The following is a 13,528-nucleotide window of genomic DNA, read 5'->3' as shown; positions in this document are numbered from 1 at the left end:
GGCGGGCCTAGAAGTAGTAGGGGAACTGGGACCAGTCCGGGTCGCGCTTCTCCAGGAAGGCTTCCTTGCCCTCCACGGCCTCGTCGGTCATGTAGGCCAGGCGGGTGGCCTCGCCGGCGAACACCTGCTGGCCGGCCAGGCCGTCGTCGGCCAGGTTGAAGGCGAACTTGAGCATCCGGATGGCCTGCGGGGACTGCCGGGCGATATCCGCCGCGTACTCCAGCGCCACCTCCTCGAGCCGCTCGTGATCCACGGCCTCGTTCACGGCACCCATCCGGACCATGTCCTCGGCTGAGTATTCGCGGGCCAGGAAGAAGATCTCGCGGGCGGCCTTCTGCCCGATCTGGCGCGCCAGCAGTGCCGAACCGTAGCCGGCGTCGAAGCTGCCGACCGTGGCGTCGGTCTGCTTGAACTTGCCGTGCTGGCGGGAGGCGAGGGTGAGGTCGGAGACGACGTGCAGCGAGTGCCCGCCGCCGGCCGCCCAGCCGTTGACGACGGCGATGACCACCTTGGGCATGGTCCGCATCAGCCGCTGGACCTCCAGGATGTGCAGCCGGCCGGCGCGCGCCGGGTCGATGCTCTCCTGGGTCTCGCCGTCGGCTGTGTTCTGTACTACGTACCGGTACCCGTCCCTGCCGCGGATCCGCTGGTCACCGCCGGAGCAGAACGAGTGGCCGCCGTCCTTGGGGGAGGGGCCGTTGCCGGTCAGGAGCACCGTGGCCACGTCCGGGGTCATCCGGGCGTGGTCCATCACGCGGTAGAGCTCGTCGACGGTGCCGGGCCGGAACGCGTTGCGCACCTCAGGCCGGTTGAACGCGATCCGCACCGTCGGGAGGTCCCGGACCACGGTGCCGTCCGCGGCGCGCTCCACCTGCCGGTGGTAGGTCATGTCCTGCAGGTCGAACCCGGACACGGTGCGCCACCGGGAGGGGTCGAAGACGTCGGATACCTTGGCGGGGATTTCGTTGCTCACACACCGAGTCTAGTAATCGGCTCAGCTGATGCAGAACTCGTTCCCCTCGGGGTCCGCCATCGTGTACCAGGAATGCGGTCCCTCGTTGGCGGTCCAGAGGTAGGTGGCGCCGCGGGCCTCGAGGGCGGCGCGGACCTCGTCCTTGTCGCCGCCGGCCAGGTTCACGTCCCAGTGCACGCGGTTCTTGACGGTCTTGGGCTCGGGGGCGGTCTGGAACAGGATTCTCCGAGTGGCCGGTCTGCTGGCCAGGTCCTCGGGAGGCCGGATGGCGGCGCCGGTCCGCCAGACCAGTTTCCCGCCGTGCCGGAGGGTGTCCGCCTCGGTCGCGAAGCCCTGCTCGATCATGGACCGGATGAAGTCCTCGTCCTGCGGCTCCACGGCCCAGTCCAGGGTCTCGGCCCACCAGTCGGCGAGGGCGTGCGGATCCGTGCAGTCGACGGCGATCTGGATGTTCAGTGTCATGGCAGAAACCTACGACGGCGGCCCGCGGGGCGCCAGAGGCTGGTGCCGGCAACCAGTTGGTTACTGCAGCCGGTCCAGGACGTCCGGCGGGATCGCGTAGATGAAGATCACGGCCAGCAGGTTCTTGGCCGCGTGCACGAAGTAGGAGAACATCAGGTTCCGCCCCGTCCAGACGTACACGAACACCAGGACGGCGCCCATCGCGATGTACGGCATCAGCACCGGAAGCGTCAACGCCTCCTGGCCCACGATGTGCAGCCCCGCGAAGAGCACCACGGAGAGCGCGCTGCAGACCCAGATGTTGATCTTGCGGCTGAGTTTGCCGATCAGCAGGTGCCGGAAGATGTACTCCTCCACGAACGGACCCACCACCACCAGTAGCGGAACCATCAGCCAGGCCGGCACCTGCTGCATCAGTGCCTGCAGCCCGGCCTGGTTCGCGGAGGTCTGCGGCGGGCCGGTCAGCGCCACCAGGACGGCGGTCAGAATCATCGCGGCCACAACGGACGCCGGCACCATCAGCAGGGTGAACCACGGCCGGGTGGCCAGGACCTGCAGGTCCCGCCGCACCACGCGGCGTGCTGCGGTCAGCGCCAGCGCACCAATCACGCCGTAGAAGACCAGGTTGATCGCGTATGACGCGGCGGCGGGGTTGGGGGAGAGTTGCAGCACCACCGGCGTCAACAGATCCGCGGCGGTGGCGAAGAACGCGGCAACCGCCACGTAGATGCCCGCGGCGGTGAAATCCAACCGGGAAAACACGTAGAAATCCGGTCGCGGTGCCGGGATGCGGCGGAGATCGGTGCCCATGGAAACAGACTATCCGGCGTCGGCCCGGTGTTGCCCGCGTCACGGCGGGCCCAGCCGAGCTAGTACGATAGATGAGCCGCGCGACGCCGAGCCGCAGCCGGCTCCGGTACCACCGGCTGCCCCGTTCGCCGGGCCGCCCCCGCTGCCGAACGCCCGGAAAACGCCGCCCTGTCCCGGCCAGATCCCCAACCGCAAGGAACAGCTGTGCCTCAAAGTACGTCCACAGACAAGCAAACCGCGGCCGCCCCCACCGCCGTCGACTCCTCCCTCAGCGCCGAGGGCTACAAGAAGTCGCTGAGCGGCCGCCAGGTCACCATGATCGCCATGGGCGGCGCCATCGGCGTCGGCCTCTTCATGGGGGCCGGCGGGCGCCTCGCCTCCACCGGCCCCGCCCTGGTTTTCTCCTACGCCATCGCCGGCGTCATCGCCTACCTGCTGATGCGGGCCCTCGGCGAGCTCATCATGTACCGCCAGACCTCCGGCTCCTTCGTCAGCTACGCGGGCGAGATGTTCGGCCGCAAGGGCGCCTACCTCTCCGGTTGGATGTACTTCATCAACTGGGCCATGACCGGCATCGCCGAGCTGATCGCGATCGGCCTCTACTTCCAGTTCTTCTTCCCCAACGTCCCGGTCGAACTGACCGCGGTGGCCGCGTTGCTCCTCTTGGTGGGCGTCAACCTGCTCAGTGTGAAGGCGTTCGGCGAATTCGAATTCTGGGCCTCCGTCCTGAAGGTCGGGGCCATCGTGATCTTCCTGGCCGTGGGCACCTTCATGGTGGTCACCAATGCCAAGGTGGGCGAGGGCCACGCCTCCGTCACCAACCTCTTCGCCGGCGACGGCGGCATGTTCCCCAAGGGCGCCCTGGTGATGATCCTGGTGCTCAACGCCGTGATCTTCGCCTACAACGCCATCGAACTGGTCGGCATCACCGCCGGCGAGATGGAGGACCCGGCCAAGGAGGTCCCCAAGGCCATCCGCGCCGTTGTCATCCGCATCGTGGTCTTCTACGTCGGCTCCGTGACCCTGCTGGCCATGCTGCTGCCCTCGGACCAGTACAAGGCCGGCACCTCGCCGTTCGTCACCGTCTTCGGCCAGATGGGCCTGCCCTGGATGGGCGACGTGATGAACATGATCGTCATCACCGCTGCGCTCTCGTCCTGCAACTCGGGCCTGTACTCGATCGGCCGGATCTTCCGCACCATGGCCAACAACGGCCACGCCCCGCAGTGGCTGACCCGGATGTCCAAGAGCCACGTGCCCTACGCCGCCATCCTGGCGATCGGCGCGGTTTACCTGGTCGGCATCCTGCTGAACATCTGGCTGGGCGGCTCGCACGCCTTCGATCTGGCCCTGAACACGGCCTCGATCGGCGTCATCTTCACCTGGGGCTCGATCTTCGCCAGCCAGATCGCGCTGCGCAGGATCAAGGGCAACGACGCCTCCTCGCTGCCCATGCCGGGCTCCCCGTGGACCAGCTGGGCCGGCCTGGTGGCGCTGCTGGCCATCACCGTGCTGATCGGCTTCGACACGATGACCAGCAAGACCGGCGAGGTCTTCCAGCTGGGCCTCTGGACGCTGGCCACCATCCCGTTCTTCGCGGTGGTGCTGTGGCTGGGCTGGCAGAAGGTCAAGCACAACGCCCCCAAGAGCGAGCTCTACAGCTAGTTCCTCCTGTTCGGACACGTTCGGTTCGCTGTACAGGGTTCAGCCACCCACGGACGACGGCGGGCACCCGCGCTGCGGCGCGGGTGACCGCCGTCGGCTTTTAAGTCGCCGTCCAGTCCGGTATCGGGCGCGCCCCGTTAGCCCCTCAGGTGCCGGGCGAAGTGGTCCTCGATGCGCCGCCAGGCCTCCGGCGCCGACGTCGGGTCCGGGCCCACGCCCATCACGCGCAGAAGCGGGCGCAGCGGCCGCGGGCCGGCCTCGACGTCATTGAGGAAGGCATGCCCCGCCGTCGGGAACTCCTTCACGTCGTGACTGACGTTGAGCCGCTCCAGCACATCGGCGAGCTTCTCCGCGGCCCCCGGCAGTCCCCGGTCCCGGCCGCCGTAGTTGGCCATGATCGGACACGCCCCGGCCAGCTCCCGTTCCGGGTTGGAGGGCAGCTTGCCGTAGTTCACCGCGGCCGCGTCGAAGCCGTCGTTGGCCAGCAACAGGGCAAAGCCGCCGCCCATGCAGAAGCCGATGACCCCCACCTTCCCGTTGGTCCGGCCCGAGTCGAGCAGCCACCGCCGCGCCGCCTCAAGGTCGGCGAACGCCTTGCCGTGGCCCGAGGCCAGGGAGCGCATGGTGGAGACCAGGCAGCGGCGCGCGCCCCCGTCGCTGAAGAGGTCGACGGCCAGGGTGAGGTAGCCGGCGGCGGCCATCCGGTCCGCGTGGCGGACCGTGATGTCGTCCAGCCCGAAGACCTCGTGGATCATCAGCACCGCCGGGAAGGGGCCCTCCCCGTCCGGGGTGGCCAGGTAGCCCCGAAGCGTCCGGGACCCGTCCCGCCCGGCCGGGCCGAGGTCGACGTTGTGCAGGTCGGTGCTGCCGGCGGTGGGGCGGTTGGCGGTGCTGGCCACGGGGGCTCCTCGGTTCGTCGGGCGGGATGGTGGAGTCGCTGGGTGAGGGGTGAAAAAACGACGCCGGGCACGCCCCCAAAGGAGCGCCCGGCGTCGTCGGCCATCGCGGCGGGGCGGCTAGTCGCGCCGGACCGCATCCTTGACGTTCTCGCCAACCTTCTTGGCATCGGAGACCACCTGGTCCTTCTGGCCTTCGGCCTTCAGACGGTCGTTGCCGGTGGCGGTCCCGGCAGCCTCCTTGGCCTTGCCACCAAGGTGCTGCGCCTCGTGCTGAATCTTGTCGCCGAGACCCATGGGGAACCGCCTTTTTCTCTGGTTGGCTGCTTCGGTCTCAGCATAAGCAAAGCATGCTTACTAGTTCAAGTCTTTTCCGGTCGGCGCTAGGCTCGACGTCATGAAACCCGGCAAGCCCCGAATCACCGCCCCGCGCCTCCCGGACCTCCGGCTGGATGATCTCCAGGAGGACGCGGACCCCGAGTTCCGCCGCGGGGAACGCTACGAGGGCCGCTCCTACCGGCAGGCCATCGCCGACGGGCTGGACCTCGCCGGTACGGACTTCGTCGAGTGCTCGTTCGCCGGGATTTCCTTCCACGAGACGCAGCTGCGCGGCGCCGGGTTCCGGGACTGCGTCCTGTCCGACCCGAACGCCCCCGTGCTTACCGCCGCCCGGGCGGGGCTGACGGAGGTGGAGATCCGCAATCCGCGCTGGGGTTCCGCCGAGCTCTACGAGGGGCGCTGGCAGTCGGTGCGGATCGATGGCGGAAAGCTCGACTACGTCAACCTCCGCGGCGCCACGCTGGTGGACGTACAGATCAGCGACTGCATCATCGGGGAGTTGGACCTCGGCGCGGCTACGGCCACCCGGATGGTCCTGAAGGACTGCACCATCGGCGCCCTGGACTTCACCGGCGCCCGGCTCAAGGACGTGGACCTGCGTGGGAGCGCCTTCCGGGCGGTCAGCGGCCTGGGCAGCGTGTCCGGGCTGGTGGTTGACGAGCGCCAGTTGGACCTGCTCGCCCCGCTGCTTGCCGCGCATCTGGGGGTCACCGTCGCCTGAGCCGTTGGGGATATGCCGGAACGTCCTGCAGGCGTCCCCGGTTGACCCTCTTGACCCGCCGTGTAATCTTTATAGAACGAACGGTCGGTAATTTATTCTGCTGCCGGCCCCCTCTCTGGTGAAGGATGTTCTCATGGTCGAGGCTTTTCTCGTTGGCGGTGCCCGCACCGCGGTTGGCCGGTACGGGGGAGCCCTGTCCGCGGTCCGTCCCGACGACCTGGCGGCGCTGGTGGTCCGTGAGGCCGTCGCCCGCGCCGGCGTCGACCCGGACGCGGTGGAGGAGGTCATCCTCGGCAACGCCAACGGGGCCGGTGAGGAAAACCGCAACGTCGCCCGGATGGCCACGCTGCTGGCCGGCCTGCCGCTGCACATCCCCGGAATCACCGTCAACCGGCTCTGCGCCTCCGGCTTGAGCGCCATCATCATGGCCAGCCACATGATCAAGGCCGGCGCCGCGGACATCGTGATCGCCGGCGGCGTCGAATCCATGAGCCGCGCGCCCTGGGTGCAGGAGAAGCCGCAGACAGCCTTCGCCAAGCCCGGCCAGATCTTCGACACCTCCATTGGCTGGCGCTTCACCAACCCGCTGTTCCAGAAGGGTGAGCTCTCCCGCGACGGGAAGATGACCTACTCCATGCCGGAAACCGCGGAGGAGGTGGCCCGGGTCGACGGGATCACCCGCGACGACGCCGACGCGTTCGCCGTCCGCTCGCACGAGCGGGCGCTCGCCGCGATCGCAGCGGGCCGGTTCGCCGACGAAATCGTCCCCGTGACCGTCAAGACCCGCAAGGGTGAGACCGTGGTGGACACCGACGAGGGCCCCCGCCCCGGCACCACCGCCGAGGTGCTTGCTGGGCTGCGCCCCGTCGTCGCGGGCGGCTCGGTGGTCACCGCCGGCAACTCCTCCACCCTCAACGACGGCGCCTCCGCGATCATCGTCGCCTCCGAGGCGGCCATTCGGAAGCTCGGCCTGACCCCGCGGGCCCGCATCATCGCCGGCGCCTCCGCCGGCTGCGAGCCCGAGATCATGGGCATCGGCCCCGTCCCCGCCACCCGCAAGGCCCTCGAGGCTGCCGGGCTCGGCGTCGGCGACCTCGGCGCCGTCGAGCTCAACGAAGCCTTCGCCACCCAGTCGCTGGCCAGCATGCGCCGGCTGGACCTGGACCCGGAAATCGTGAACCGCGACGGCGGCGCGATCTCCCTGGGCCACCCGCTGGGCTCCTCCGGCTCGCGGATCGCCATCACCCTGCTGGGCCGGATGGAGCGCGAAAACGCCAAGGTGGGCCTCGCCACCATGTGCGTGGGCGTGGGCCAGGGCACCGCGATGCTCCTGGAGCGCGTCTAATGACCGCCGGCGGCCTGGACACTACAGCTTTCGCCACGCTCCTGGTCGAGGAGCGCGCCGACCGGCTGGTGGTGCTGCTCAACCGGCCCGAGGTCCGCAACGCGATCGACCAGCAGATGGTCGACGAGCTTCACCGGGTCTGCGCGTACGTGGAACAGACCCCCAAGGTGCTGATCATCGCCGGTACCAACGGCGTGTTCGCCTCCGGCGCGGACATCGCGCAGCTGCGCGAACGACGCCGCGACGACGCACTGCAGGGCATCAACTCGACGATTTTCGTCCGGATCGCCAAGCTGCCCATGCCTGTCATCGCTGCCCTCGACGGCTTCTGCCTCGGCGGCGGCGCGGAGCTGGCCTACGCCGCCGACTTCCGCATCGGCACCCCCGGGGTCCGGATCGGCAACCCCGAAACCGGCCTGGGCATCCTGGCCGCGGCCGGAGCCAGCTGGCGGCTCAGGGAACTCGTCGGCGAGCCCGTGGCGAAGGAAATCCTGCTGGCCGGGACCGTCCTGCGCGCCGACCGGGCCCTGGACGTCGGCCTCATCACCGAAGTCCACGACGCGGACCGGCTCATGGATGCCGCCCACGATCTCGCGGACCGGATCGGCCGGCAGGACCCGCTGGCGGTTCGGATCACCAAGTCCGTCTTCCACGCCCCCGCCGAGGCGCACCCGCTGATCGACCAGCTGGCCCAGGGCATCCTCTTCGAGTCCCAGGCCAAGTTCGACCGGATGCAGGCGTTCCTGGACAGGAAAAACACCAAAACAACTTCCACACCTCAAGACCAGCACGACGGGACGAAGTAACCATGAGCAATTCCGCACAGTCCGCCACCACGTCCGACGGCGTTCTTCCCCGGTTCGTCGGTGTGCTCGGCGGCGGCCGCATGGGCGCCGGCATCGCCCACGCCTTCCTGATCAAGGGCGCGGATGTGCTGGTGGTCGAACGCGACGAGCAGTCGGCCGAGGCCGCCCGCGAGCGGGTGGAGTCAGCCGCCGCCAAGAGCATCGAGCGCGGCGCCGTCGACGGCAACCTGGACGAGATGGTCTCCCGGCTCGCCGTCTCCGTCGATTACGACGACTTCAAGGACCGTCAGCTCGTGGTCGAGGCCGTTCCCGAGGACTGGGACCTCAAGGTCGCCTCACTGCGCGGCCTCGAGGAGCGCCTGGCCGACGACGCATACCTCGCCTCCAACACCTCCTCGCTCTCCGTAAACGGGCTGGCGCGCGAACTGGGCCGGCCGCAGAATTTCCTGGGCCTGCACTTCTTCAACCCGGTGCCGGCCTCCACCCTGATCGAGGTGGTCCTGGGTGAGCAGACCTCCGACGCGGTGGCCGCCGCGGCGCGCGGCTGGGTCGAGGCGCTCGGCAAGACCGCCGTCGTCGTCAATGACGCCCCCGGTTTCGCATCCTCCCGGCTGGGCGTCGCGATCGCGCTGGAAGCGATGCGCATGGTCGAGGAGGGCGTCGCGTCCGCCGAGGACATCGACAACGCCATGGTTCTGGGCTACAAGCACCCCACCGGCCCGCTCCGGACCACGGACATCGTGGGCCTGGACGTCCGCCTGGGCATCGCCGAGTACCTTGCCTCGACCCTGGGCGACCGCTTCGCACCGCCGCAGATCCTGCGCGACAAGGTGGCCCGGGGCGAGCTCGGCCGGAAGACCGGCAAGGGATTCTTCGACTGGAACGGCTGAACCGGCCCCAGCGGGCCGTCTTCCCGGCCCTCTTGAGGCCGCAGCGCCTAGCCGGAGTGCGTGGCCAGTGAGTCCAGCGTCCGCTTCATCCCGTCCATGGCGGGGTCCGCGAGCTTCTGGAACATGGGCCGGGCGATCGGCTCGGCCAGCTTCATCCATCCCTTGAGCTGGAATTCCGCGGTGTACCGGACCTCGCTGCCGGAGCCCGCGGACCGGACCTCGATGGTGTCCACCGAGATGACGCTCTTGTTTTCGCCGCGGAGCACAATCTCGGAACCGGAGAGCTTGACCACCTCGTAGGTCAGGCTCTGGCGCTTGCCGCGGAACTCCGCCTCCGCGTGGTAGCGGTGGCCCACTGCGACCGGGCCGTCGGTGAGCTTCTTGACCACCGGCGTGCCGGGGTCCCATTCGGGCGTGTGCTCGAAGGCGGAGAGGTAAGCGAAGGCCTTGCCGGCCTCCAGCGGGGTACGGACCGTGCCGGTGACTGTGATCATGGGCCCAGCCTACCCACGGCGTCCAGCCCCCCCCGGATGGGAATGCTCAGGGTCCGCCGCTGCCGCGGGCCTAGGATGGTGCCGTGAACCCCTTCCAGCCGCTCACCCTGACCGGCCGCTACGTTGCCCTCGAACCCCTGGACCACAGCCACCACGACGGGCTGGTGGACGCGGTCCGGGACGGGGAGCTATGGAAGCTCTGGTACACCGCCGTCCCCGCCCCGGAGGCCATGAGCGCCGAGATCGACCGGCGGCTGACGCTGCAGGAGGCCGGCTCCATGCTGCCGTTCACCACCCGGCTGCTTGACCCCGCCACCGGCGAACCCGGCCGGATCATCGGGATGACCACCTACATGAACATCGACGCCGCCGTGCCCCGGATGGAGATCGGCTCCACCTGGAACGCCGCGTCCGCGCACGGCACCGGCAGCAACCCCGACTCCAAGCTGCTGCTGCTCCGGCACGCCTTCGAGGTACTGGGCTGCCCCGCCGTCGAGTTCCGCACGCACTGGCTCAACCACCAGTCCCGCGAAGCGATCGCCCGGCTCGGCGCCAAACAGGACGGGGTGCTGCGCAGCCACACCAGGAGCGCCGACGGCGCCCTGCGGGACACCGTGGTGTTCTCGATCCTGGAACACGAATGGCCCATGGTCCGGAACAACCTCGAATACCGCCTCGCCAGGCAACGGACCGAACGGGAACCTGCCCGATGAGCAGGAACGGAGCCGTGGGCGGAGCGGTCACCTGGGACGGGGCGGTGAACGCCTGGCACGTCGGCGGCGAGGTTTACCGGATGGGCCGCCGCGAGTGGCTCACCGAGACGGGCTGGCGGCAGGCGTACGACGCCGGGATCCGCACCGTTATCGACCTGCGCAACCCGGAGGAGATCCGCCGCCGCGAGACTGATCCGCGGGTGCCGGAGGCGGCCCTGGCGCCGTTCGACGTCGTCCATGCCCCCACCGAGGACCCCGCCAACGAGGAGTTCCGGGCCCTTTGCGTTCCCTACCTGAACGACCCCGCGTCCTACCCGGACAACGTCCGGCTCTTCCCGGACCGGATGGCCCGGGTGTTCCGGGCCATCGCGGCCGCACCCGCCGGCGTCGTGCTGCACTGCTCCGCCGGCCGGGACCGCAGCGGAATGATCGCCGCGATGCTCCAGGACCTCGCCGGGGCGGGGGAGGACGCCATCGCCCTGGCCTACGAACGGGCCATGCGCGGCATCAACGAACACCACCGCGTCTCCCCGGTCAAGCACCCGCACGAGCGCTACCTGACCGAGGCCGAACTGGGGCCGCTGCTCGCCACCCGGCAGGCCAGCCTCCTGGGATTCCTGCGCAACCTCAGGACTTCCACATTTTTGGGCCACAATGGCGTAACGGAAGGGGAGCTGGCGGCCATCCGGGCCAAACTCGGACGCTAAAGTGACCGGGTGAAGATAGCAAAAAGCGTTCCTGCGCTGCGGATGACGGCCGCCGTGGCCGTTGCGCTCGCCGGAGCGTCCCTGGCCGTTCCCGCGCTCGCCGAAACGGGCTCCGTCCAGCCGACACCCGCCGCCACCTCCAGCCCCTCCGCCTCTTCCGGGGCAACGGCCGCGCCGACGACGTCGCCCACGCCGGGCTCGCCCGCGACTGCTTCTCCTTCACCTACGTCGCCCGCCGCGCCCGCCCCCGCCGCCGCCCCGGCCCCCGGCATCAGCGAGGACGGCCTCGCCGAGGCGACCCTCCGCGACCTCGGCATGACCCTCGAGCAGTTCAACGCCGCCGGCGAGCTCGCCCGCCGCGCCGCCGACGCACTGCCTTCCCTGTCCGGACTGCCCGGCTACGTCGGCATCAGCATCAGCAACGGCAGGATCATCGTCGACGGACAGGGCGCCGAGCTGCAGGCCCGGGTGGATGCCCTCAACGCGGCCGGCCTCACGGCCGTGTTCACGCTCGCAGCCCCGGCCGCGCCGGCCCCGGCACCGAGCGCCGCCGACCTCATCGCGGCCAGCACTGACCAGCTCTTCGCCGCCTACGTCCGCGACGTCGGTCCCGCAGGACTGCAGGCCGTGGCCTACGCCGGCGGCCACTTCGTCATCCGGACCGGCGGCGTGACCGCCGCCGAGGAAACCCCCGCCGCCCCCGCCACCCCCGCCCCGGCTCCCGCGGCGACGGCGACGCCCGCTCCCACCGTGGGAGCGACGAACGTCCCGGCGGGCACCAGCCCGGCCCTGACCACGGCCGCCCCCGGCAAGATCTCCCCGGCCGCGTTCGTGGCCCGCTACAAGAACGTCCAGCTGGAGAAGTCCGCCCCGATCACCACCGAGGCCAGCACCGACTACTTCGGCGGCCAGGGCTACGTCACGGATGTGAGCACCATCTGCTCCGCCGGGTTCGGCGCCTATGATCCGACCGGGCTCCCCCTGCTCCTGACCGCCGGCCACTGCGCCGAAGACGGCATCAGCAAGACCACCACCGTGGAGCCGCCCGCCGCGGCGACGGCAGGCGGAGCGACCATGCCCCTTCCGACCACCCGAGACCCGCTGGGCACCTTTGGCTTCAGCCAGTTCGGCGGCCCCGGCAACACCGCCATCACGGGAACGCAGGACAGCCCGGGCAATATCGGCACGGATATCGCCGTTATCCAGGGCCTCGCCGCCGGCGTCACGCCCCGGCCCGCTGCCACCATCTGGGACAACGTGGCCAACCCGGCGCCGTCGTCGGTCAGGATCATCGGCACACTCGCCCCCGTCCAGGGCCAGGCGGTCTGCCACTCGGGCCGGACCAGCGGCTGGAAGTGCGGCACTGTCGACACCGTGGGCATCATGCTCATCCCGGGACGAAACAGCGTGGCTCCCAACGACGACAACGATCTGCGCGCCGTCCGCGCCTTCGACTCGACCACGGTGAAGTCCGCCGGCGGCGACTCGGGCGGGCCTTGGATCAGCGGCAACTTCGCCGTGGGCACCCACACCGGGGCCGAGACCCAGAACGGGACCCAGCTGCGCGCCATCGCCGCCACCCTGCAGGATGCCATGGCCACGGTTCCCAACGTCCAGCTGCAACTCTTCCTGAACGCACCGCAACTGGACGGGACCGCCAGCGGCGCCACCCTCCAACCCGGGACCACGATCCACGGCAAGGTGGCGGCTGCCCCCGCCTCCGCCGTCGCTTCCGGCTCCTCGGTCCGCCTGATCCGCGAGGGCGGGGCCAGCGTCGACCTTCCGGTGCAGTCCGACGGCACCTGGTCCTTCACTCTGCCGGCCACCGAGGGGAAGTACGCGTATACCGCGGCCAGCGTCAACGGTTTCAGCCACTCGGAGACCACCGCGTTCGCCCTCACGGCCTCGGTGCTGAGCGCCCCCGCCATCACCACCCCCGCCGCGGTCCCCACCGCCTCGGCACCTGCCCTGATCGAGGGCACCGGAACGCCGGGCAACACCGTCGCGGTGACCGGCGCCGTCACCGGCTCCGCCACGGTCGCCGCCGACGGCCGCTGGAGCGTTCCGTTCGGGAGCGGCCCGCTGTACGGCAAGCTCGCGGTCTCGGCGGTGCAGACCTCCCCGGGCCATGAGGACGGTCCCGCGGCCACCGCCGTGTACCTGGTCCAGCCGCCGGTCCCCGCCCTGGCACTGTCCCTCGACGGGGCCACGTTCCGGCAGGACGCGCTGCCCAAGACCATCTCGGGCACCGGGGTGGAGGGCGCCTCGGTCAGCGTGAGCATCGACGGCGTCCCGCTGGATGCCGGCCAGGGCGGCGGCCCCGGCGTCGGCGGGAAGGCCGTCTCCGGGTCACTGGCCCTGGCGATCCTCGCCACCGGCGGGCACTGGTCCGTGCCGTTCCCCACGGGCCTGGCCACGGGACAGCACATCCTGACCGTGTCGCAGTCCCTGGACGGCATCGCCTCCGCGCCGCTGTCCTCCACGTTCTCGATCAGCGCACCGGTGGCGGCCGCCGCCGCCGCGGCCGTGTCCCCGGACCGTTCTGCCGGGACTCCCGTCCTCGCCAGCACCGGAGCCGGCGGACTGGTGCCCGCGGCCGGAGCCGCCGCGGCCGCGGTCCTGCTGGGCGCCGGCATGCTGGCCCTGGGCCGCCGCCGAAAGCCGGCAGCGCAGGGATCTGCCCGCTAAATCGGACGGCCAAAGCGCC

Annotated in this window: 14 protein-coding genes; 8 read left to right on the top strand and 6 right to left on the bottom strand. The window is 70.2% G+C overall.

The genetic code is table 11. From position 1 onward, the window contains the following. Nucleotides 1-7: 7 nt before the first annotated feature. From QWJ39_RS02470 to QWJ39_RS02460, 3 genes are read right to left on the bottom strand one after another with little or no spacing between them, the layout of a single operon-like run. Entirely contained in the window at nucleotides 8-973 is a 966-nt protein-coding gene (locus QWJ39_RS02470) for a 1,4-dihydroxy-2-naphthoyl-CoA synthase (protein ID WP_290256107.1), read from the bottom strand. A gap of 21 nt (nucleotides 974-994) precedes the next feature. After that, nucleotides 995-1,435 (bottom strand): VOC family protein, encoded by a 441-nt coding sequence (locus QWJ39_RS02465; RefSeq protein ID WP_290256106.1) that lies wholly within the window; start codon nucleotides 1,433-1,435, stop codon nucleotides 995-997. 60 nt (nucleotides 1,436-1,495) lie between these two features. Then, complete coding sequence (locus tag QWJ39_RS02460; RefSeq protein ID WP_290256105.1) at nucleotides 1,496-2,245, bottom strand: CPBP family intramembrane glutamic endopeptidase; 750 nt, start codon at nucleotides 2,243-2,245, stop codon at nucleotides 1,496-1,498. Between the two features lie 204 nt (nucleotides 2,246-2,449). Between QWJ39_RS02460 and QWJ39_RS02455 the strand changes: the two genes are divergently transcribed. Continuing rightward, nucleotides 2,450-3,910, top strand: coding sequence for an amino acid permease (locus QWJ39_RS02455; RefSeq protein ID WP_290256104.1), 1,461 nt, complete (start codon nucleotides 2,450-2,452; stop codon nucleotides 3,908-3,910). 137 nt (nucleotides 3,911-4,047) lie between these two features. On the opposite strand, the gene QWJ39_RS02450 is transcribed toward QWJ39_RS02455, so the two are convergent. Then, entirely contained in the window at nucleotides 4,048-4,767 is a 720-nt protein-coding gene (locus QWJ39_RS02450) for a dienelactone hydrolase family protein (protein ID WP_290256480.1), read from the bottom strand. Nucleotides 4,768-4,926: 159 nt separating this feature from the next. Further along, entirely contained in the window at nucleotides 4,927-5,103 is a 177-nt protein-coding gene (locus QWJ39_RS02445) for a CsbD family protein (RefSeq protein ID WP_290256103.1), read from the bottom strand. A gap of 100 nt (nucleotides 5,104-5,203) precedes the next feature. On the opposite strand from QWJ39_RS02445, the gene QWJ39_RS02440 reads away from it, so the two are divergent. The 4 genes from QWJ39_RS02440 to QWJ39_RS02425 all read left to right on the top strand — a co-directional run bounded on the left by QWJ39_RS02440 (nucleotide 5,204) and on the right by QWJ39_RS02425 (nucleotide 8,907). Continuing rightward, on the top strand, nucleotides 5,204-5,866 hold the full coding sequence (locus QWJ39_RS02440) for a pentapeptide repeat-containing protein (RefSeq protein ID WP_290256102.1): 663 nt from the start codon (nucleotides 5,204-5,206) through the stop codon (nucleotides 5,864-5,866). 133 nt (nucleotides 5,867-5,999) lie between these two features. Next, a complete protein-coding gene (locus tag QWJ39_RS02435) occupies nucleotides 6,000-7,211 on the top strand; it encodes an acetyl-CoA C-acyltransferase (RefSeq protein ID WP_290256101.1) in 1,212 nt (403 codons plus the stop codon). Then, complete coding sequence (locus QWJ39_RS02430) at nucleotides 7,211-8,017, top strand: enoyl-CoA hydratase/isomerase family protein (RefSeq protein WP_290256100.1); 807 nt, start codon at nucleotides 7,211-7,213, stop codon at nucleotides 8,015-8,017. The genes QWJ39_RS02435 and QWJ39_RS02430 overlap by 1 nt, the downstream gene beginning before the upstream one ends. 2 nt (nucleotides 8,018-8,019) lie before the next feature. Next, nucleotides 8,020-8,907: a 3-hydroxyacyl-CoA dehydrogenase family protein gene (locus QWJ39_RS02425; protein ID WP_290256099.1), complete on the top strand. Its 888-nt coding sequence runs from the start codon at nucleotides 8,020-8,022 to the stop codon at nucleotides 8,905-8,907. A gap of 47 nt (nucleotides 8,908-8,954) precedes the next feature. On the opposite strand, the gene QWJ39_RS02420 is transcribed toward QWJ39_RS02425, so the two are convergent. Then, nucleotides 8,955-9,401, bottom strand: a complete 447-nt coding sequence (locus tag QWJ39_RS02420; protein WP_290256098.1) for an SRPBCC family protein — start codon at nucleotides 9,399-9,401, stop codon at nucleotides 8,955-8,957. Nucleotides 9,402-9,484: 83 nt separating this feature from the next. Here QWJ39_RS02420 and QWJ39_RS02415 point away from each other — a divergent pair, with 83 nt between their 5' ends. Genes QWJ39_RS02415 through QWJ39_RS02405 form a run of 3 tightly spaced genes read left to right on the top strand, consistent with a single transcriptional unit; the run spans nucleotide 9,485 to nucleotide 13,509 of the window. Beyond that, nucleotides 9,485-10,114, top strand: a complete 630-nt coding sequence (locus tag QWJ39_RS02415; RefSeq protein WP_290256097.1) for a GNAT family protein — start codon at nucleotides 9,485-9,487, stop codon at nucleotides 10,112-10,114. Then, nucleotides 10,111-10,821, top strand: a complete 711-nt coding sequence (locus QWJ39_RS02410; RefSeq protein WP_290256096.1) for a tyrosine-protein phosphatase — start codon at nucleotides 10,111-10,113, stop codon at nucleotides 10,819-10,821. Before QWJ39_RS02415 ends, QWJ39_RS02410 begins: the two co-directional genes overlap by 4 nt. Nucleotides 10,822-10,830: 9 nt before the next feature. Continuing rightward, nucleotides 10,831-13,509, top strand: a complete 2,679-nt coding sequence (locus tag QWJ39_RS02405; protein WP_290256095.1) for a S1 family peptidase — start codon at nucleotides 10,831-10,833, stop codon at nucleotides 13,507-13,509. The last annotated feature ends 19 nt before the right edge of the window (nucleotides 13,510-13,528 follow it).

The sequence above is a fragment of the Arthrobacter sp. YD4 genome (assembly GCF_030410515.1).
In the GTDB taxonomy this organism is placed as follows: domain Bacteria; phylum Actinomycetota; class Actinomycetes; order Actinomycetales; family Micrococcaceae; genus Arthrobacter.
Note: the sequence above shows the minus strand (reverse complement) of the source record. Positions and strands in the feature narration are given on the sequence as shown.